This window comes from Pseudomonas sp. 273, assembly GCF_029201425.1.
GTDB lineage: Bacteria > Pseudomonadota > Gammaproteobacteria > Pseudomonadales > Pseudomonadaceae > Pseudomonas > Pseudomonas delhiensis.
The window spans coordinates 6,882,277-6,902,268 of the sequence record NZ_CP116775.1 but is presented as its reverse complement, the minus strand read 5'-3'; the positions used below and the strand labels follow the sequence as shown (position 1 = coordinate 6,902,268).

18 protein-coding genes are annotated in these 19,992 nt (G+C 68.3%); 8 read left to right on the top strand and 10 right to left on the bottom strand.

The window, feature by feature from the left end:
- Positions 1-214: 214 nt before the first annotated feature.
- Positions 215-1,525 (bottom strand): MFS transporter, encoded by a 1,311-nt coding sequence (locus tag PKO50_RS31560; RefSeq protein ID WP_275628210.1) that lies wholly within the window; start codon positions 1,523-1,525, stop codon positions 215-217.
- 268 nt (positions 1,526-1,793) lie between these two features.
- Here PKO50_RS31560 and PKO50_RS31555 point away from each other — a divergent pair, with 268 nt between their 5' ends.
- On the top strand, positions 1,794-2,198 hold the full coding sequence (locus PKO50_RS31555) for an acyl-CoA thioesterase (protein WP_089392471.1): 405 nt from the start codon (positions 1,794-1,796) through the stop codon (positions 2,196-2,198).
- Positions 2,199-2,416: 218 nt separating this feature from the next.
- On the opposite strand, the gene betA is transcribed toward PKO50_RS31555, so the two are convergent.
- The 3 genes from betA to betI all read right to left on the bottom strand — a co-directional run bounded on the left by betA (position 2,417) and on the right by betI (position 6,334).
- The gene (gene betA / locus PKO50_RS31550; RefSeq protein WP_275628209.1) at positions 2,417-4,102 is read right to left on the bottom strand and encodes a choline dehydrogenase; all 1,686 of its coding nucleotides are present in this window, start codon (positions 4,100-4,102) and stop codon (positions 2,417-2,419) included.
- A 118-nt stretch (positions 4,103-4,220) separates the two neighbouring features.
- Entirely contained in the window at positions 4,221-5,693 is a 1,473-nt protein-coding gene (gene betB / locus PKO50_RS31545) for a betaine-aldehyde dehydrogenase (RefSeq protein WP_275628208.1), read from the bottom strand.
- Between the two features lie 47 nt (positions 5,694-5,740).
- Complete coding sequence (betI, locus tag PKO50_RS31540; RefSeq protein WP_109934335.1) at positions 5,741-6,334, bottom strand: transcriptional regulator BetI; 594 nt, start codon at positions 6,332-6,334, stop codon at positions 5,741-5,743.
- A 360-nt stretch (positions 6,335-6,694) separates the two neighbouring features.
- Here betI and PKO50_RS31535 point away from each other — a divergent pair, with 360 nt between their 5' ends.
- The 3 genes from PKO50_RS31535 (at position 6,695) to PKO50_RS31525 (ending at position 9,179) form a co-directional block, all read left to right on the top strand.
- Positions 6,695-8,233 carry a BCCT family transporter gene (locus PKO50_RS31535; RefSeq protein WP_275628207.1) on the top strand — a complete coding sequence of 513 codons (1,539 nt, stop codon included), beginning with the start codon at positions 6,695-6,697 and terminating at the stop codon, positions 8,231-8,233.
- 216 nt (positions 8,234-8,449) lie between these two features.
- Positions 8,450-9,010 carry an HdeD family acid-resistance protein gene (locus PKO50_RS31530; RefSeq protein ID WP_275628206.1) on the top strand — a complete coding sequence of 187 codons (561 nt, stop codon included), beginning with the start codon at positions 8,450-8,452 and terminating at the stop codon, positions 9,008-9,010.
- On the top strand, positions 9,003-9,179 hold the full coding sequence (locus PKO50_RS31525) for a hypothetical protein (protein WP_275628205.1): 177 nt from the start codon (positions 9,003-9,005) through the stop codon (positions 9,177-9,179). Before PKO50_RS31530 ends, PKO50_RS31525 begins: the two co-directional genes overlap by 8 nt.
- Positions 9,180-9,194: 15 nt before the next feature.
- Here the strand turns inward: PKO50_RS31525 and PKO50_RS31520 are convergent, their stop codons facing one another.
- Positions 9,195-10,661 carry a PLP-dependent aminotransferase family protein gene (locus PKO50_RS31520; RefSeq protein ID WP_275628204.1) on the bottom strand — a complete coding sequence of 489 codons (1,467 nt, stop codon included), beginning with the start codon at positions 10,659-10,661 and terminating at the stop codon, positions 9,195-9,197.
- A gap of 105 nt (positions 10,662-10,766) precedes the next feature.
- On the opposite strand from PKO50_RS31520, the gene PKO50_RS31515 reads away from it, so the two are divergent.
- The 3 genes from PKO50_RS31515 to PKO50_RS31505 all read left to right on the top strand — a co-directional run bounded on the left by PKO50_RS31515 (position 10,767) and on the right by PKO50_RS31505 (position 12,907).
- Entirely contained in the window at positions 10,767-11,216 is a 450-nt protein-coding gene (locus PKO50_RS31515) for a GNAT family N-acetyltransferase (RefSeq protein WP_275628203.1), read from the top strand.
- 13 nt (positions 11,217-11,229) lie between these two features.
- A complete protein-coding gene (locus PKO50_RS31510) occupies positions 11,230-11,913 on the top strand; it encodes a GNAT family protein (protein WP_275628202.1) in 684 nt (227 codons plus the stop codon).
- Positions 11,914-11,995: 82 nt separating this feature from the next.
- Positions 11,996-12,907 (top strand): D-hexose-6-phosphate mutarotase, encoded by a 912-nt coding sequence (locus PKO50_RS31505; protein ID WP_275628201.1) that lies wholly within the window; start codon positions 11,996-11,998, stop codon positions 12,905-12,907.
- Positions 12,908-13,211: 304 nt separating this feature from the next.
- Here PKO50_RS31505 and PKO50_RS31500 read toward each other — a convergent pair whose 3' ends face one another.
- The 4 genes from PKO50_RS31500 to purE all read right to left on the bottom strand — a co-directional run bounded on the left by PKO50_RS31500 (position 13,212) and on the right by purE (position 15,860).
- On the bottom strand, positions 13,212-13,754 hold the full coding sequence (locus tag PKO50_RS31500) for a DUF3299 domain-containing protein (protein ID WP_275628200.1): 543 nt from the start codon (positions 13,752-13,754) through the stop codon (positions 13,212-13,214).
- A gap of 161 nt (positions 13,755-13,915) precedes the next feature.
- Positions 13,916-14,161, bottom strand: coding sequence for a GlsB/YeaQ/YmgE family stress response membrane protein (locus PKO50_RS31495; protein WP_109934343.1), 246 nt, complete (start codon positions 14,159-14,161; stop codon positions 13,916-13,918).
- A gap of 113 nt (positions 14,162-14,274) precedes the next feature.
- Complete coding sequence (locus PKO50_RS31490; protein WP_275628199.1) at positions 14,275-15,360, bottom strand: 5-(carboxyamino)imidazole ribonucleotide synthase; 1,086 nt, start codon at positions 15,358-15,360, stop codon at positions 14,275-14,277.
- 8 nt (positions 15,361-15,368) lie between these two features.
- On the bottom strand, positions 15,369-15,860 hold the full coding sequence (gene purE / locus PKO50_RS31485; RefSeq protein WP_009614245.1) for a 5-(carboxyamino)imidazole ribonucleotide mutase: 492 nt from the start codon (positions 15,858-15,860) through the stop codon (positions 15,369-15,371).
- 310 nt (positions 15,861-16,170) lie between these two features.
- Between purE and adhP the strand changes: the two genes are divergently transcribed.
- Positions 16,171-17,205: an alcohol dehydrogenase AdhP gene (gene adhP / locus PKO50_RS31480; RefSeq protein WP_275628198.1), complete on the top strand. Its 1,035-nt coding sequence runs from the start codon at positions 16,171-16,173 to the stop codon at positions 17,203-17,205.
- A 316-nt stretch (positions 17,206-17,521) separates the two neighbouring features.
- Here adhP and PKO50_RS31475 read toward each other — a convergent pair whose 3' ends face one another.
- Positions 17,522-19,939: a TonB-dependent receptor gene (locus PKO50_RS31475; protein ID WP_275628197.1), complete on the bottom strand. Its 2,418-nt coding sequence runs from the start codon at positions 19,937-19,939 to the stop codon at positions 17,522-17,524.
- Positions 19,940-19,992 lie beyond the last annotated feature (53 nt).

Here is a 19,992-nt window from a genome sequence, read left to right as displayed (position 1 = left end):
TCTTCCTTTTCGGCCCGCTGCCGGAGCAGTTATTGAACCGAAAGGCGGCAAGTGAAGCACCTGCCTGACCACCACCCCCAATTTCGAATCCACTTAAGTGCTTGATTTTCAAGCTCTTTCAGCGCTTCGTCGCTGGGAGTGGTGCGCATTATAGGGACTTCAGAATGCCCGTCAACGACTTTTTGAAACTTTTCTGAAAAACCTGTCCGATCGATCAATTGGTGACCAGCGAAGCCCCACTGGCCAGGCGTTCCTGGCGCAGCAGGAAGCAGCCGGTGAGGAAGCCGACCAGGCACAGCGCAGCCACATAGTAAGCGGGGCCCATGGGGTCTTCCTTCATCAGCAGCGCCACCACCATCGGCGTCAGGCCACCGAAGATCGCGTAGGACAGGTTGTAGGAGAAGGACAGGCCGCTGAAGCGCACCACCGCCGGGAACGCCTTGACCATGACGTAGGGCACGGCGCCGACGATGCCGACGCACAGGCCGGTCAGTGCATATAAAGAGAAGAGCCAGTCCGGATGGGTCTTCAGGCTGCTGTAGAAGATCCACGAGGTCACGCCCAGCAGCAGGCTGCCGCCGATGAAGGTACGGCCCCCGCCGATGCGGTCGACGATGCGCCCGGCGAGGATGCAGCCGCCGGTGAGGAAGATGATCGCCAGGCTGTTGGCCTTGAGCGCGGTGGCCGCCGGCACGCCGTAGACGCTCTGCAGTACCGAGGGCGTCATGAGGATGACCACGACGATGGCCGCCGACAGCAGCCAGGTGAGCAGCATGGAGATGGCCACCGCCGGACGGTGCTCGCGCACCACCACGCCCAGGGGCACCTCGTCGGCCAGTTGCTTGCGTTGCTGCAGTTCGGCGAACACCGGGGTCTCGTGCAGCCAGCGGCGCAGGTAGACGGAGAACAGGCCGAAGATGCCGCCGAGCAGGAAGGGGATGCGCCAGGCGTAGGCCAACACTTCCTCGGTGCTATAGAAGCTGTTGATCACCGTGGCCATCAGCGAGCCGATGAGGATGCCCGCGGTCAGCCCCGCGGTGAGGGTGCCGCAGGCGAAGCCGACGTTGCGCGAAGGCACGTGTTCGGAAACGAACACCCAGGCCCCGGGCACCTCGCCGCCGATGGCCGCGCCCTGCACCACGCGCAGCAGCAACAGCGCCAGCGGCGCCCAGATGCCGATCTGCTCGTAGGTGGGCAGCACGCCCATGAGCAGGGTCGGGACGGACATCATGAAGATGCTCAGGGTGAACATCTTCTTGCGCCCGAGCAGGTCGCCGAAGTGCGCCATGACGATGCCGCCCAGCGGCCGCGCCAGGTAGCCGGCGGCGAACAGGCCGAAGGTCTGCAGCTGGCGCAGCCATTCGGGCATGTCGGCGGGGAAGAACAGCTTGCCCACCACGGTGGCGAAGAAGACGAAGATGATGAAGTCGTAGAACTCCAGGGCGCCGCCCAGGGCGGAGAGGGACAGTGTCTTGTAGTCGCTGCGGGTGAGCGGACGGGCGGCTGGGGTATTCGCAGAAGGCATGCAAGGTTTCTCGGCAGGTTGGCGGCGCTGACACGGGATCGCGAACGGCGAACCATGGCAAATGGATACTCGTCAGCGCAACATTGTTATGGGGAATTCTGCGGTCGCTGCCGCAGGCCGGCCTCTATATAATGCCCAAGCCATGTGCGCGGGGCCGATCAGAAAGTTGTCCCAAGTTTCTGTAGGAAGCAACACAAAACAGGACTCTTGGGAGAGCTTTTCCTTTCGTACCTTGAATCGAGACCGTCGGGGCAAGAGGCCCTTACCTATGATCGAGCTTGAACAAGAAGACCCCATCCCGCAGGGCGACCTGGCACTGCAGATAACCGCGCTGCCGCGCGAGACCAACGGTTTCGGCGATATCTTCGGCGGCTGGCTGGTGTCGCAGATGGACCTGGCCGGCACCGCCATGGCCAGCCGCATCGCCGCCGGCCGCGTGGCCACGGTGGCGATCGACCGCATGGCCTTCCTGGTGCCGGTGGCGGTGGGCGCGCAGCTGTCCTTCTATACCCAGACGCTGGAGGTCGGGCGCAGCTCGATCCGCATGCTGGTGGAGGTGTGGAGCGACGATCCGCTGTCCAGCGAGTGGCGCAAGGTCACCGAGGCGGTGTTCGTGTTCGTGGCCATCGATGGCAGCGGGCGGACTAGGCCGGTGCCGCCGCGGCGGGGGTGAGGGACAGTCCTCTTTGGCTGGAAGCAGCTCGGAGTGGTGACGAGTCCTGCGCTCCCTGATATCGCTTTTCCCTCTCCCCAGCCCTCTCCCTGAAGGGAGAGGGGGCCAGTCCGTGCCAGACCAGAGGCCGGATTCAGCCGGTTACTTCCTTATCGCTCCCACCCATATGAAGAAAAAGGCGCCAACTCGTGGCGCCCTTCCCTATTCCTGCTTGGAACTCACGCCCGCATCGGCTTGCCCCGCACCGGTGCGCCGTTGGCCTTGTAGTAGTCCGCGGTGCTGCGCGGCAGCGGCTGGCGGCCGCGGATACGGTCGGCGATCTTCTCGGCGATCATGATGGTGGTGGCGTTGAGGTTGCCGGTGATGATCAGCGGCATGATCGACGCATCCACCACGCGCAGCCCTTCCATGCCGTGCACGCGGCCCTGGCCGTCGACCACCGCCATGTCGTCCTCGCCCATCTTGCACGAGCAGGAGGGGTGGAAGGCGGTTTCGGCGTGTTCGCGGACGAAGGCGTCCAGTTCGGCGTCGCTCTTCTTGTCCAGGCCCGGGCTCAGTTCGCGGCCGCGGTAGGCGTCCAGCGCCGGCTGCGCCATGATCTCGCGGGTGACGCGGATGGCGTCGCGGAACTCCTGCCAGTCCTGCTCGCTGGACATGTAGTTGAAGAGGATGCTCGGGTGCTTGCGCGGGTCGCGCGAGGTCAGCTGGATCCGCCCGCGGCTGGGCGAGCGCATGGAGCCGACGTGGGCCTGGAAGCCGTGCTCCTTCACCGCGTTGCTGCCATTGTAGTTAATCGCCACCGGCAGGAAGTGGTACTGGATATTCGGCCATTCGAACTCGTCGCGGGTGCGGATGAAGCCGCCGGCCTCGAACTGGTTGCTGGCGCCCAGGCCGCTGCCGAGGAACATCCACTCGGCGCCGATCTGCGGCTGGTTCCACCACTGCAGCGCCGGGTACAGCGACACCGGCTGCTTGCAGGCGTACTGCAGGTACATCTCCAGGTGGTCCTGGAGGTTCTGGCCGACGCCCGGCAGGTCGTGCACCACCTCGATGCCCAGGTCGCGCAACACGGGCGCCGGGCCGACGCCGGAACGCTGCAGCAGTTGCGGCGAGGCGATGGCCCCGGAGCACACCAGCACTTCGCGGCGCGCGCGCACTTCCTTCGGCGTATTGTCGTCCCCCTGCAGGTAGCTGGCGCCGATGGCGCGCTTGCCGCTGAACAGGATGCGGTCGGTCAGGGCGTGGGTGACGATGGTCAGGTTGGCGCGTTCGCGGGCCTGGTCCAGGTAGCCGCGCGCGGTGCTGGCGCGACGGCCCTGGGGCGTCACGGTGCGGTCCATGGGGCCGAAGCCTTCCTGCTGGTAGCCGTTGAGGTCCTCGGTACGCGGGTAGCCGGCCTGCACGCCGGCCTCGACCATGGCGTGGAACAACGGGTTGTTGCCGGCCTTGGGCGTGGTCACGCTGACCGGGCCGTCGCCGCCGTGGTAGTCGTTGGGGCCGATGTCGCGGGTCTCGGCCTTGCGGAAGTACGGCAGGCAGTCGAGGTAGGCCCAGTCCTCCAGGCTCTTCTCTTTCGCCCAGCCGTCGAAGTCCATGGCATTGCCGCGGATGTAGCACATGCCGTTGATCAGCGAGGAGCCGCCCAGGCCCTTGCCGCGCCCGCATTCCATGCGGCGGTTGTTCATGTGCGGCTCGGGGTCGGTGAGGTAGGCCCAGTTGTAGCGGCGGCCCTGCAGCGGGTAGGCCAGCGCGGCGGGCATCTGGGTGCGGAAGTCGGCGCGGTAGTCCGGGCCGCCGGCCTCGAGCAGCAGCACGCTGACGTCCGGGTCCTCGGTCAGGCGGGTGGCGAGGACGTTACCGGCGGAACCGGCGCCGATGATGATGTAGTCATATTCCTGGGTCATGCAGGCCTACCTCTTTTTCTGGGCACGACACCGCCCGCGACGCTGGGCGCGCCGGTGTCTGAAGGTCGGAATGGCCGGTCGCTCCGGCGACCGGCCGCTCAGGGCTCGATCGCGGTGGTCAGAACACCGAGGCGTAGTCGCCCAGCTCCACCTGCACGGACTTGATGCGAGTGTAATGAGCCAGGGTGGTCAGACCGTTCTCGCGACCGACGCCGGATTGCTTGTAGCCGCCCACCGGCATTTCCGCCGGCGACTCGCCCCAGGTGTTGATCCAGCAGATGCCCGCCTCCAGGCGGTGGATCACCCGGTGGGCGCGGGCCAGGTCCTGGGTGACGACGCCGGCGGCCAGGCCGTACTCGGTGTCGTTGGCGCGGCGGATGACTTCTTCCTCGCTGTCGTAGACGAGGATGCTCATCACCGGGCCGAAGATTTCCTCGCGGACGATGGTCATGTCGTCGCGGCAGTCGGTGAACACGGTGGGGGCGACGTAGGCGCCCTTGGCGAATTCGCCTTCGGTGACGCGCTCGCCGCCGCACAGCAGGCGGGCCTTCTGGTCCTTGCCGGCCTGGATGTAGCCGAGCACGCTCTCCATGTGCGCGAAGCTCACCAGCGGGCCGAAGTTGGTGTTCGCATCCTGCGGGCTGCCCAGGCGGATGCGCTTCACGCGCTCCAGCACCTTCTCCTCGAAGCGCGCCTGCAGGCCGCGCGGGACGAACACCCGGGTGCCGTTGGTGCAGACCTGGCCGGAGCTGAAGAAGTTGGCCATGACGGCGATGTCGGCGGCGCGGTCGAGGTTGGCGTCGTCGAAGATGATCAGCGGCGACTTGCCGCCCAGCTCCATGGTGACTTCCTTGAGCGAGGAGCTGGAGGCGCTGGCCATGACCTTCTTGCCGGTGGAGGTGCCGCCGGTGAAGGAGATCTTCTCGATCAGCGGGTGCTCGGTCAGCCACTGGCCGACCTCGCGGCCGCTGCCGGTTAGGACGTTGAACACGCCATCGGGCAGGCCGGCCTCGGTGTAGATCTCGGCGAGCTTGAGCACGCTCAGCGGGGTGACTTCGCTGGGCTTGAAGATCATCGCGTTACCCGCGGCCAGGGCCGGGGCGGATTTCCACAGGGCGATCTGGATCGGGTAGTTCCAGGCGCCGATGCCGGCGACCACGCCCAGCGGCTCGCGGCGGGTGTAGACGAAGCTGGTCTCGCGCAGCGGGATCTGCTCGCCCTCGATGGCCGGCACCAGGCCGGCGTAGTACTCGAGCACGTCGGTGCCGGTGACGATGTCGACGTAACGCGTCTCGGCCAGCGGCTTGCCGGTGTCCAGGGTTTCCAGTTCGGCCAGCTCGTCGTTGCGCTGGCGGAGGATTTCCACGGCGCGGCGCAGGATGCGCGAGCGCTGCATGGCGGTCATCGCCGCCCACACCTTCTGGCCTTCGACGGCGCTGGCGACGGCGCGCTCGACGTCTTCCTTCGAAGCCCGCTGCACCAGGGCGAGGACCTCCCCGTTGGCCGGGTTGACGGTCTCGAAGGTGGCGCCACTGGTGGCCTCCACGTAGCGGCCGCCAATGTAGAGCTTCTGAACGTCGAATCGAGCCATGGGTCGGTTGTCCTCTCTTATGGTTTCAGCACGTAAGGCCGCGCCCGCTATCCGGTGCGCTTGGCCAGTTGTTGGTCGAGATAGTCGTAGGCGATAGCCAGCGCCTGCTCGGTGTCGAAGGCGTCGCCCGAAAGCGCGCCGCGCAGCCACAGGCCGTCGATCAGCGCGGCCAGGCCACGGGCGGCGCTGCGCGCCTGGCCCAGCGGCAGCTCGCGGCGGAACTGCCAGCACAGGTTGGAATACAGCCTGTGGTCGTTGATCCGCTGCAGCCGGCGCAGGGACGGCTGGTGCATGCTGCTGGCCCAGAACGCCAGCCAGGTCTTCATGGCCGGGCCGTTGACCTGGCTGTTGTCGAAGTTGCCGGCGACGATCGCCCGCAGGTGGGCGCGCGGATCGTCGGTTCGCAGGCTAGCGCGGCGTTCGCGCACGGCCTTGCTCAAAGCCGACATCAGATGCCGCATCGTCGCCTCCAGGAGGCCGTTCTTGTCCTGGAAGTAGTGGCTGATGATGCCGTTGGAGACCCCCGCCAGGCGGGCGATCAGGGCGATGCTGGCGTCGCTCATGCCGACCTGGTCCACGGCCTCGAGGGTGGCGTGGATCAGTTGCGAACGGCGAATCGGCTGCATACCGACCTTGGGCATTGGTTTCTCTCCTCACGCGGGACGTGGCTGTGCCGTCCGGCGTCAATGTGGGCCAGTCTATTTTGTTTTTATTGAACGTTCAATCAACTAAGAATAAGCTGCGCTCCGTGAACCCTCCCGAGCCCTTGCGTGCAAGCGGGCCCGAGCCGTTCATCACCGCGCCGCTCTCCAATGGCCAAGGATCGCAGAATCCCGGCCGGAAGTGTCGCGGCGGCAATGCTGTGTCTGTGGTTCGCGGCCCGTCGCCGTGCCTCGCGCACTGTCGCCGGCCGCCATGCGTTCACTGCCATGGGGTCCCCCTGAAAAATGAGTTCTGCTTCGCCAAGAAAAACAAACGAGCAGGCCCGTCTGAACCCGATCGTGTTCTTCGGCTCCACCGCCCTGATCCTGGTTCTGACCGCCATCCTGATCTTCTTCCCGGACAGCGCCGGCGCCGCCCTGGCCCGTACCCAGGCCTGGCTGTCGCACAGCTTCGGCTGGTACTACATGCTGGCCATCGGGGCCTACCTGTTCTTCGTCGCCTGGGTCGCTTTCTCACGCTATGGCACGCTGAAGCTCGGCGCCGACCATGAGAAGCCCGACTTCAGCTACGGCGCCTGGGCCGGCATGCTGTTCTCCTCGGGGATCGGCATCTCGCTGCTGTACTTCGCCGCCTCCGAGCCCATCGACCACCTCTACCACCCGCCCGAGGGTGTCGCCGGCAGCCCGCAGGCGGCGCGCCAGGCGTTGCAGCTGACCTTCCTGCACTGGGGCCTGCACGGCTGGGCGATCTACGCCCTGGTCGGCCTGGCCGTGGGCTACTTCGCCTATCGCCACCGCCAGCCGCTGGCGTTGCGCTCGGCGCTGCTGCCGATCCTCGGCGAGCGCTGGGTGAAGGGCGGCGCCGGCCACGCGGTGGATATCTTCGGCATCTTCGTCACCCTGCTCGGGCTGGTCACCAACCTGGGGATAGGCGCGCTGCAGGTGTCCTCCGGCCTGGAGTACCTGGCCGGCATGGAACATTCGAAGACCACGCTGCTGATCGTGCTGCTGGTGATGAGCCTGGTGGCCACCCTGGCGGCGGTCTCGGGCATCGAGAAGGGCATCCGCCGGCTGTCCAACCTGAACATCGTGCTGTTCAGCTCGCTGCTGGTGTTCGTGCTGGTCTGCGGTTCCACCCTGGAGCTGCTCAACGGCTTCGTGCAGAACCTGGGCGACTACCTCAACGGCCTGGTCCTCAAGACCTTCGACCTCTACGTCTACACCGGCGGCAGCGCCGCCAGGAGCGAGGAATGGCTGGGCCTGTGGACGCTGTTCTACTGGGCCTGGTGGATTTCCTGGGCGCCCTTCGTGGGCATGTTCGTGGCGCGCATCTCCCGCGGGCGCACGGTGCGCGAGCTGGTCTGCGGCGTGCTGTTGATCCCCCTGGGCTTCACCCTGGCCTGGCTCTCGGTATTCGGCAACAGCGCCCTGGACCTGGTGATGAACCACGGCGCCGCCGACCTCGGCAAGGCCGCCCTGGAGCAGCCGTCGATGTCGATCTACCTGCTGCTGGAGCACTACCCCTTCGCCAAGGTGGTGATCGGCGTGTCGATCTTCGTCGGCTTCGTGCTCTTCCTCACCCCGGCGGACTCCGGCTCGGTGATGCTGGCCAACCTGTCCCGCGAGGGCGGCGACCTGGACGAGGACGCGCCGAACTGGCTGCGCATCCTCTGGTCGGCGATCGTCACCCTGGTGACCATCGGCCTGCTGTTCGCCGGCAACTTCACCGCCATGCAGACGGTGGTGGTGCTGGCCGGCCTGCCCTTCTCGGCGGTGCTGATCCTGTTCATGTTCGGCCTGCACAAGGCCATGCGCGCCGACTACGAGCGGTTGCACGGCCCGCGGCCGGAAGCCGGCGGCGAGCTGGCCGCCGGCTGATCCACGGCTCCCCGGTGACGTCCCGCCCGACGCCACCCGCCTGCCCCGGCAGGCCCTTTCGCCCGGCCCTCGCGCCGGGCTTTCTTTTTGCCCGGCTCTTCGTAGGAGCGAGCTTGCTCGCGAATGGGCGGGGTTCGCGAGCAAGCTCGCTCCTACGAAAAGCGTCCACGGGCACGGGGCTGCTATGGTTTCTGGCGAACCCCGCTGGAGAACCCCATGAACGATCATCCCCTGTGGCAAGCCCTGGGCCGGCACTGGAAATGGATCGCCCTGCGCGGCATCGCCGCCGTGCTGTTCGGCGTCCTCGCCATCGCCTGGCCGGGCATCGCCCTCACCGTGCTGGTCATCGTCTGGGGCGCCTACGCCTTCGTCGATGGCGTCTTCACCCTGATCGCCGCGGCCAGCATGCGCGAGTCGCAACGGCCGATCTGGCCGCTGTGGCTGGTCGGTGCCCTGGGCGTGCTGGCCGGGCTGGTGGCCTTCTTCTGGCCGGCGCTGACGGCGCTGGGCCTGCTGATGCTGATCGCCGGCTGGGCGCTGGCCACCGGCGTGCTGCAGATCGTCGCCGCCTTCCGCCTGCGCAAGAGCCTGGCCAACGAATGGTGGCTGGGCCTGTCGGGGGCGCTGTCGGTGCTGTTCGGCGTGCTGATGATCGCCAACCCCGGCGCCGGCGCGGTGGCGGTGGTCTGGGTGATCGGCGCCTATGCGCTGTTCTTCGGCGTGCTGCTGATCCTGCTCGCGCTGCGCCTGCGCAAGACCTCGACCTTCGATGCCTGAAGCGCGCGACTGGTGCCTGTGGCGGCTGGACGACAACGGCAACCGCTTCGTCGTGCGCCGCGGCCTGAGCCGCGACGAGGCCGAGGCCCTGGCCCTGGAGTACCAGGGCCGCGGGCACAAGCAGACCTACTGGGCCGAGCGCGAGGAAAAGCCCCCGGGCTCTTCGTAGGATCGAGGGGGGCGCCTACGAAAGCGGAAGTTTCCAGGCTTTGCGCAGGGCCTTCAGGGCCTCGGCGATACGCGCCTCGGGCACGGCGGCGAAGCCCATGACCAGGCCGGCGCGCTCGTCTTCGGGCTCCGTCGATTCGGGCAGCCAGTAGTCGCTCAGCGCGTTGACCTCCACCCCGGCCTGCAGCGCGCGCTCCACCAGCCAGCGCTCGCGCTCGCGGCTTTCCACCCGCACGCACAGGTGCAGCCCCGCCTCCACCGGCGGCATGGGCGCGCAGCCGGGCACCTCGGGCCAACCGCGCAGCAGGGCGTCGCGCCGGGCCCGGGCGGCCCGGCGCATGCGCCGTACGTGGCGCTGGAAGTGGCCTTCGGCGATGAAGTCGGCCATCACCCGCTGGGTGCCGACCTCCGAATGCCGCACGTCGAGGGCGCGGCGGCGGGCGAAGGCCTCGGCCAGGGCCGGCGGCACCACCAGGTAGCCCAGGCGCAGGGCGGGAAAGGCGATCTTGCAGAAGGTGCCGACGTAGAGCACGCGCTGCTGGCGGTCGAGCGCCGCCAGGGGCATCAGCGGGGTGCCGGCGTAGCGGTACTCGCCGTCGTAGTCGTCCTCGACTATCCAGCCGCCGCTGCGCTCGGCCCACTCCAGCAGCGCCAGGCGCCGCGCCAGCGACAGGGTGACGCCGGTGGGGTACTGGTGCGAGGGGGTGAGGTAGACCAGCCGGCAGTCCGGCAGCTCGCGCAGTTGCTCGGTGCGCAGGCCCTCGGCGTCCACCGCCACCCCGTGCAGGTGCGCGCCGGCGGTGGCGAAGGCATGGCCGGCGGCGCGGTAGCCGGGGTTCTCGATGGCCACGTGGTCGCCCGCGGCGAGCAGCACCTGGGCGCACAGGGCGATGGCCTGCTGCGCGTCGCTGGTGACTATCACCTGCCCCGCCTCGCAATGCAGGCCACGCGCGCTACGCAGGTAGGCGGCGATCAGCTCGCGCAGGCGCCATTCGCCGGCGGCGTCGCCGTAGCCCAGGCAGTCCGCCGGCGGGTCGCGCCAGAAGCGCGCCTGCAGGCGCGCCCAGGTCTCGAAGGGGAACAGGTCGAAGGCCGGCACGCCGACGCGGAAGGCCCTGGGCGCACCGCTCGGCGGCCTGGGCAGGTGGTGCCGCTGCAAGCGCTCCAGCGCCGCCACCTCGGGCACCTTGCCCGGTTGCGGGGCGGGCGCGCTGCGCGGCTGCACGCGTTCGGCGACGTAGGTGCCATCGCCGGTGTGGCCTTCGATGTAGCCCTCGGCGTAGAGCTGCTCGTAGGCGCGCACCACGGTGTTGCGCGACACCCCCAGGGCGGCGGCCAGGTCGCGGCTGGCCGGCAGCCGCGAGCGCGCGCCGAGGCGGCCGTCGAGGATGCGTTCGTGCAGCGCCTGGAACAGCTGCTGGCCCAGCCCCCTGGCAGGGTCCAGGCGGATGCCGGACGGGTCGAAAGGCAGCGGGGCGTTCATGGCAGGCTCCGGAAATGGCTCCTCGAATTGGACCATGAATGGCTCTTTAGCGGAACCAATTCCCGCTCTAGTCTGGAACCAGACCCCAAGGACAAAGGCCACCCCATGACCGCACCGCTCGAGATCGCCTCCGTCACCGCCGACGACCATGCCGCCTGGCTGCCGCTCTGGCAGGGCTACCAGCGTTTCTACAAGACCGTGATCGACGAAGCCACCAGCGCCCTGACCTGGCAGCGCTTCCTCGACCCCGCCGAACCCATGCACGCGGCGCTGGCCTGGCGCGACGGCAAGGCCATCGGCATGGTCCACTACATCTTCCACCGCTCCTGCTGGACCCAGGGCGACTATGTCTACCTGCAGGACCTCTACGTCGCCGAAGGCCTGCGCGGCGGCGGCATCGGCCGCGAGCTGATCGAGCACGTCTACGCCATGGCGCGCGCCGCCGGCGCCTCGCGGGTGCACTGGCTGACCCACGAGACCAACACCGACGCCATGCACCTGTACGACCGGATCGCCGACCGCTCCGGCTTCGTCCAATACCGCAAGATCCTCTGATCGGAGCACCGCCATGACCGACACCCAACCCGCCCTGCACTGGCAGCCGGTGCCCGCCCCGGCCCGGGAAACCCTGGAAGGCCGCTACCTGGCCCTGGAGCCGCTGGACGCCGCGCGCCACGGCGACGACCTGTGGGAAGCCCTGCAGGGCCCGGAATCCGACCCCGTGCTGTGGGACTACCTGCCCTACGGCCCCTTCCCCGAGCGCGCCGCCTTCGACGCCTGGATCGCCGGCAACGCCGCCAGCGCCGACCCGCAGTTCTACGCCGTGCGCGAGCGCAACAGCGGCCGCGTCACCGGCCTGCTGAGCTTCCTGCGCATCACCCCGAAGGACGGGGTGATCGAGATCGGCCACATCGCCTTCGGCCGCGTCATGCAACGCAGCCCGGCCTCCACCGAGGCGGTCTACCTGCTGGCCAGGCGCGCCTTCGAGCTGGGCTACCGGCGCCTGGAGTGGAAGTGCAACGCGCTGAACGCGCGCTCCATGCGCGCCGCCGAGCGCCTGGGCTTCGTCTACGAGGGCACCTTCCGCCAGCACATGGTGGTCAAGGACCACAACCGCGACAGCGCCTGGTTCTCCATCCTCGACAGCGAATGGCCGGTGCGCCAGGCAGCCTTCGAGGCCTGGCTCGACGCGGCCAACTTCGACGCGCAGGGGCGCCAGCGGCGCAGCCTGGAAAGCCTGCGCCAAGGCTGAAAAAAGCCGTTTCGGGGAACTGCCCGGCCGCCGGGGGATCGGTGATACTGAATCCTTTCCCCTTGCAGTGCCGGAGGCCCCCATGAGCAGCCCCTACATCACCCCCCGCGTCGAACAGACGACCATCGACGAGCTGCCCTGCTGGCGCATCCACACCGAGTTCGGCGAGGCGCTGATCGCCCAGCAGGGCGCCCAGCTGCTCAGCTACCAGCCCCACGAACAGCCGCCGCTGGTGTGGCTCAGCGAGCAGGCCGGGTACAAGCGCGGCCAGTCCCTGCGCGGCGGCGTGCCGGTGTGCTGGCCCTGGTTCGGCGACCTGGCGCGCAACCCGGTGCAGGTGCGCACCGAATACGAGGGCGACAAGCCGCCGGCCCACGGCCTGGTGCGCGGCATCGACTGGCAACTGGACGACATCGCCGACGAACAGGGCGCGCTGGCCGTGCACTGGAAGCTCGACGCCCGCCAGGGCCTGCCGGGCTGGGCCCATTGCGCCGAACTGAGCCTGGTGATGCGCTTCGGCGAGCGCCTGGCCCTGGAACTGACCACCCGCAACCTCGGCGACAAGCCGCTGGCCCTGAGCCAGGCGCTGCACACCTACTTCGCCGTCAGCGACGCCCGCCAGCTCAGCGTCGACGGCCTGCAGGGCTGCCGCTACATCGAGACGCTGGAGAACTGGGAGGAACGCCGCCAGGACGGCGTGGTGCGCATCCAGGGCGAGACCGACCGCATCTACCTGGACGTCGACCGCCCCCTGGTGATCCGCGACCCACAGTGGAACCGCGGCATCCACATCCAGGCCAGCCACTCGCGCTCGGCGGTGCTGTGGAACCCCTGGATCGACAAGGCCCAGCGCCTCTCGCAGTTCGCCGACGACGCCTGGCAGCGCATGCTGTGCATCGAGACGGCGCGGGTCTGGGACGACGTGCTGAGCGTGGCGCCGGGGCGTAGCGAGACGATGGCGGTGGAAATCTGGAGCGAGGGGCTGGAGGGTTAGGCTGCGCGTCTTTTCGTAGGAGCGAGCTTGCTCGCGAACGGTGTTTCCCGGCGGCTCTGGTGTGTTGGGTTGACTCCGTTCCCTCTCCCCAGCCCTCTCCCTGAAGGGAGAGGGGGCTTGTCCGTGCCGAGAGAAGGCATGGTTTCAGCCGAAAGCGCCGGGGCTGCCGGCTAACTCAGGAATACCCACCCACGCCGAACGGTCCCCTCTCCCTTCAGGGAGAGGGTTAGGGAGAGGGCGCTCTTCAGGCCAAGCACCGAACCGGGTTCGCGAGCAAGCTCGCTCCTAAGAAGAGCAAGGCACGCTACAGATCACTCTCCTGCACCGCCCGCACCTTGGCCTCGTCCATGGCGTAGGCGGCGTCGGCCATCTCGTTGCTGACCTTCTCCACCTTCAGCTTGCCGGTCACCCACAGCGGGCTGTAGATGTCGTCGATCTTCATGCCCTTGGGGTAGCGCACCAGCACGATCTGGTTCGGCGGCGGCGGCGGCACGTGGATGCAGGCGCCCGGGTAGGGCACCAGGAAGAACTCGGTGACGCGGCCCCTGGCGTCGTTCTCCAGCGGCACCGGGTAGCCGCCCAGGCGGATCTGCTTGCCATCCAGCGCGGCGACCGTCCTGGTCGAGAACATCACCTGCGGCAGCTTGCCCTTCTGCTTCAGGCCACCTTGCTTCTGGGTGAAGGTGCCGGCGGCTTCCGGGCTGTTGTGGTCGATCTCGGGCATTTCCTCCAGCGCCTTGCGGTCGCTGGGCGGCATCAGTTGCAGCCAGTCGGTTTCCGGGATGTCGGCGGCATGGGCCAGGCCGGTGAGCAGCGCGAGGCTGCAGGCGAGCAGGGTACGGCGCATGGATGGGCTCTCGGGCGCCGGCAGCAGGCGCCCACGCAACGGGAAGACGGCGAAGACCTTCGCCGCCCGCCCTGGCCGGGCGAGCGGGAATCGGCGCACATTCTTGGGGATCGCCGGGCAAATGACCAGCGCGAGGCGCTACCCGGCGTACGACGGGTGGATCAGCTCTTCTTCACGATGCCGTAGATCACCAGCAGGATCACCGCGCCGACCACCGCGCCGATGAAGCCGGCGGCCTGCCCGGCCTGGTAGATGCCCACGGCCTGGCCGCCGTAGGTGGCCAGCAGCGAGCCGCCGATGCCGATCAGGATGGTCATGATCCAGCCCATGCTGTCGTCCCCTGGCTTCAGGAAACGAGCGATGAGGCCGACGATCAGGCCGATGACGATGGTTCCGATTAAACCCATGGTTTTCCCTCCTGTGGATGGACGCGCCAACCGGCGCGCCCTTTGTCTGACAGTGTAGGAAAGCCTGGCGTTCCGCGCGGCCGCCCGCCATGAGGGACGGGCGACCGGGGTTGTCAGCCCTTGCCGATAAGGGCTTCGACTTCGCCGATGCGCGCCTTCAGGGTGGCCAGGTCCTTGCTGCGCAGGGTGGCGTGGCCGACCTTGCGCCCGGCCTTGAAGGCCTTGCCGTAGTGGTGCAGGTGGCAGTCGGCGATGGCCAGCACCTTGTCCACCGGCGGCACTTCGCCGATGAAGTTGAGCATGGCGCTCTCGCCCACCTTGGCGGTGGAGCCCAGCGGCAGGCCGGCGACGGCCCGCAGGTGGTTCTCGAACTGGCTGCACTCGGAGCCTTCGATGGTCCAGTGCCCGGAGTTGTGCACGCGCGGGGCGATCTCGTTGGCCTTCAGGCCGCCGTCCACCTCGAAGAACTCGAAGGCCAGCACGCCGACGTAGTCCAGCTTGTCCAGCACGCGACCGACGTAGTCCTCGGCCAGAGCCTGCAGCGGATGCTCGCTGCTGGCCACGGACAGGCGCAGGATGCCGTTCTCGTGGGTGTTGTGCACCAGCGGGTAGAAGCGCGTCTCGCCGTCGCGGGCGCGCACCGCTACCAGCGAGACTTCGCCGGTGAAGGGCACGAAGCCTTCCAGGATGCAGGGCACGCTGCCCAGTTCGGCGAAGGCGCCGGCCACGTCCGCGGGCTTGCGCAGGACCTTCTGGCCCTTGCCGTCATAGCCCAGGGTGCGCGTCTTGAGCACCGCCGGCAGGCCGATGCTGGCCGCGGCGGCGTCGAGGTCGGCCTGGGACTGGATGTCGGCGAAGGCCGGGGTGGGAATGCCCAGGTCCTTGAACATCGACTTCTCGAACCAGCGATCACGGGCGATGCGCAGCGCCTCGGCGCTGGGGTAGACCGGCACGAACTGCGAGAGGAAGGCCACGGTCTCGGCCGGCACGCTCTCGAACTCGAAGGTCACCAGGTCCACTTCGTCGGCCAGCTGGCGCAGGTGGTCCTGGTCGCTGTAGTCCGCGCGGATGTGCTCGCCCAGGGCCTGGGCGCAGGCGTCCGGCGCCGGGTCGAGGAAGGCGAAGTCCATGCCCAGCGGGGTGCCCGCCAGGGACAGCATGCGGCCCAGCTGGCCGCCACCGATGACACCGATCTTCATGGTTCTGCTCAGGCCTCGCGGGGGTCGGGGTTGTCCAGCACCGAGGTGGTCTGCTCGGTGCGGAAGCGCTTGAGCGCGTCGTGGTACTGCGGGTGCTTGCCGCCGAGGATGCTCGCCGCCAGCAGCGCGGCGTTGATGGCGCCGGCCTTGCCGATGGCCAGGGTGGCGACCGGCACGCCGCCGGGCATCTGCACGATCGACAGCAGCGAATCGACGCCCGAGAGCATGGACGACTGCACCGGCACGCCGAGCACCGGCAGGTGCGTCTTGGCCGCGCACATGCCCGGCAGGTGGGCGGCGCCGCCGGCACCGGCGATGATCACCTCGATGCCGCGGCCTTCGGCCTCTTCGGCGTACTGGAACAGCAGGTCCGGGGTGCGGTGGGCGGAAACCACCTTCACTTCATGGGGGATGCCCAGCTTGTCCAGCATGTCCGCGGTGTGACTAAGGGTGCTCCAGTCGGACTTGGAGCCCATGATCACGCCAACCAGTACGCTCATCGTCGTGCCTCTTGGTGGTGCGCGTGCTGCGCGTCAAAAACCAACAAGCCACGCATTCCGGTCCCGGGCGTGGCTTGTACATGGACGAACCGACGAGCGGGGCCGGTTCGGAGGCGGCGCAGTATACCGCAAGGCCGCGCCGTTCGTGGAGTCCGTGCGCGGGCCGTTGGGCAGGTGCTACCAAGGGATGAGGCGAGCGGCCCTTGCTCCAGCTCAATATCGCCTAGGCTCAAGGGTTCAGACTGATGCAACCCGCGGCGCAGACAGGCTTTCGCCCGCCCCCGTTCGTTTGCACAAGGAGAGCTTCGTCATGTCCTCGACACTGCCCCAGACCATGAAAGCCGCAGTGGTGCACGCCTTCGGCGCGCCGCTGCGCCTGGAGGAAGTGAAGGTGCCGCTGCCCGGCCCCGGCCAGATCCTGGTGAAGATCGAGGCCTCCGGCGTCTGCCACACCGACCTGCACGCCGCCGAGGGCGACTGGCCGGTGAAGCCGAGCCTGCCGTTCATTCCCGGCCACGAGGGCGTCGGCTACGTCGCCGCGGTGGGCGCCGGGGTGACCCGGGTGAAGGAAGGCGACCGCGTCGGCGTGCCCTGGCTGTACACCGCCTGCGGCTGCTGCGAGCACTGCCTGACCGGCTGGGAAACCCTCTGCACGCACCAGCAGAACACCGGCTACTCGGTGAACGGCGGCTACGCCGAATACGTGCTGGCGGACCCGAACTTCGTCGGCATCCTGCCCAAGGGCGTCGGCTTCACCGAGATCGCCCCGATCCTCTGCGCGGGCGTCACCGTGTACAAGGGCCTGAAGGAAACCAAGGCGCGCCCCGGCCAGTGGGTGGCCATCTCCGGCATCGGCGGCCTGGGCCACGTCGCGGTGCAGTACGCCAAGGCCATGGGCCTGCACGTGGCGGCGGTGGACGTGGACGACGCCAAGCTGGAGCTGGCGCGCAAACTGGGCGCCAGCCTGACCATCAACGCGAAGCAGGAAAACCCGGTGGAAGTGGTCCAGCGCGACATCGGCGGCGCCCACGGCGTGCTGGTGACGGCGGTGTCCAACAGCGCCTTCGGCCAGGGCATCGGCATGGCCCGCCGCGGCGGCACCGTGTCCCTGGTCGGCCTGCCGCCGGGCGACTTCCCCACGCCAATCTTCGACGTGGTGCTCAAGGGCCTGCACATCACCGGCTCCATCGTCGGCACCCGCGCCGACCTGCAGGAGGCGCTGGACTTCGCCGGCGAGGGGCTGGTGAAGGCGACGGTGAGCGCCGGCAAGCTGGAGGACATCAACGGCATCTTCGACAAGATGCGCGCCGGGCAGATCGAGGGGCGGATTGTGGTGGAGATGTAAGTCTGCCGAGCTTGTAGAAGCGAGCTTGCTCGCGAACGGTGTTTCCCGGCGGCTCTGGTGTGTTGAGGTGACTCCGCTCCCTCTCCCCAGCCCTCTCCCTGAAGGGAGAGGGGGCTTGTCCGTGCCGAGAGAAGGCATGGTTTCAACCGGAACCTTCAGTGCTGCCGGCTGACTCCAAAACACCCAGCCCTGCCCAACGGTCCCCTCTCCCTTCAGGGAGAGGGTTAGGGAGAGGGCGCTCTTCAGGCCGAGCACTTGGTCCACCTGGCAGAACTCCGTTCGCGAGCAAGCTCGCTCCTACGAAAAGACCCTCCCCTCAGAACTCCACCGTCGTGGAAACCTCGAACTGCCGCGGCTCCCCCACCGCGACGTAGAGGTTGTTCGCCGCCGAGGGGTAGTACTCGCGGTTGAAGACGTTCTTCACGTTGAACTGGAAGCCGACGTTGTGCCCGCCCAGCTGGGTGTCGTAGCTGGCGAAGGCATCGGCCACGGTGTAGGACGGCAGCTCGAAGGAATTCGCCGGGTCGCCCGCGCGCTTGCCCACGTAGCGGGCGCCGCTGCCCAGGCGCAGCCTGTCGCCGCCGAAGATCGTCCCGGCGTCGTACACCGCCGACAGCGAGGCGGTTTCCTTGGCCACGTTCTGCAGGCGGTTGCCTTCCAGTTCCGGGTCCTCGGTCACTTCCGCGTCGAGCCAGGCGTAGCTGCCGAGCAGGCTCCAGCGTTCGCTCAGCTGGCCGGCCAGGTCCAGTTCGGCGCCATAGCTGCGCACCTTGCCGGCGGTGCGCACCACGGTGTCGCCGTTGGCGTCGAGCTGGTTGACCATGACGTTGCGCTTGCGGATGTCGAAGAACGCCAGGTTGCCGCTGATGCGCCCGGGAATATCCATCTTTGCGCCGATCTCCCAGGAACTGGCTTCCTCCGGCTGGATCGCCGAGTCGATCACCTGGCCGGTGGAAAGCGGCGCAATGGTCGAGTTGGGCTTGAACGAACGGGTGTAGCTGCCGTACAGCGAGAACTGGTCATCGAAGCGGTAGACCACGCCGGCGCGCGGCACCCACTTCTGCCCGTTCAGGTCGGTGTTCGCCTGGAACGGCCGGCCGCGCCCGGCGTACTGGTCGAACATCTGGTAGCGCCCGCCGGCGACCAGGATCCAGTGCTCGTCCAGGTGCCAGGAGTCCTGCAGGAACAGCGAGTCGCTGCGCAGCTTGTCGGTCTGGTCGCTGTCGCCGGGGCTGACCTGGGTGGCCGGTGACACCTGGCCGTAGACCGGGTCGTTGTAGTCCAGGGTGTTGCTGGCGGTGCTGCGGATCAGGTCGGCGCGGTAGATCTTGCGCTTCTCGCTGTCCATGCCCAGCACCAGTTCGTGGCGCAGGCCGCCCAGCTGCACGTCGCCCAGCAGCGAGGCGGTGGCGAAGCTGTCGCTGCTCACCGCGCCGTGGGTGCCGTCGACGCGGCGGGTGACGGTGCCCCTGGCGCTGTTCACCGCGGTCACCCGCGCCTGGTTGTCGTCGTAGGTCTCGCGGGTCCAGCCGTAGGCCAGGTGCGCCTTCCACTGCTCGTCGAGCTGGTGCTCGATGTCCAGGCGGGTCAGGTCGGAGCGGCCTTCGGTGATGTTGAAGGGCTCGTCCAGGCGCCGGGTGCGCGGCAGGTCCAGGGGCTTGTTGGTGCGCGGGTCGATGGCGGTGCCGCGGTCGAAGGGTGTCTTGAACTCGCGGTGCTCGTAGCCGAGGGTGACGGTGGTGGCCTCGCCGAAGTACGCCAGCGAGGGCGCCACCAGGGTTTCGCGCTGCTGGCCGAAGTCGCGCCAGTAGTTCTCGTCCTGGTGGTCGACGATCAGCCGGTAAGCCAGCGGCGAGTCGCCGATACTGCCGGTGCTGTCGATCTGCGCGCCGCTGCCCTGCTTGCCGTGGGCGTAGGTCGAACCGCGCAGGGTCACCGCGTTGTACCGCGCCAACTGCGGCTTCTTGCTCACCACGTTGACCACCCCGCCCGGGTCCTGGATGCCGTAGAGCAGCGAGGCCGGGCCCTTGAGCACTTCCACGTGGTCGGCGGTGGCGGTGAGGTTGCGGCCCAGCACCGAAGGCAGGCCGTCGCGCATGATGGAGCCGTCGCGGTTGTCGCCGAAGCCGCGCTTCATCACCGCGTCCTGGGTGCCGCCGAGGGTGTTGGCCTGGGTCACGCCGCTGATGTTGTTCAGCGCGTCGTCGAGGTTGCGCGGCTGCTGGTCGCGGATCGCCCGGGCCGGCACCGTGACGATGCTCTGCGGGGTTTCCATGACCGGCGTGCCGGCGCGGTTGATCGAGCTGAGCGGTGCCGGCTGGTAGCTCTGTTCGGCGCTGGCCATCGCCGAGACGGTGGTGGCGTCCAGGCTCAGGGCGTCGGCGGGAATGCGTTCGAGGGTGACGCTGCGCCCGTCCAGCGGGCGGAAGCGCAGGCCGGAGCCGGCCAGCAGGCGCTCCAGGGCCTCGGCGGCGCTGTATTGGCCACGCAGCGACGGCGCCTGCAGGGCGTAGGGCGCCTCCTCGGTGTAGACCACGCTGAGGCCGGTGACGCGGCTGAATTCGCTCAGCGCCTGGGGCAGCGGCTGCGCCGCCAGGGCGAAGGCGTAGCGCGACTCCAGGCTGGCGGCAGCCGGTTCGGCAGCCAGCGCCGGCAGGTTCGCGGCACCGGCCAGGGCGCCGAGCAGGGCGAGGGTCAGGGGCTTGAGGGTGGTACGGGGACGCTGCGCTTTCATGGGGTTCTCGGGACTCGAAGGGCGGATTTCAACTGCGAATAAATCGCATTCAT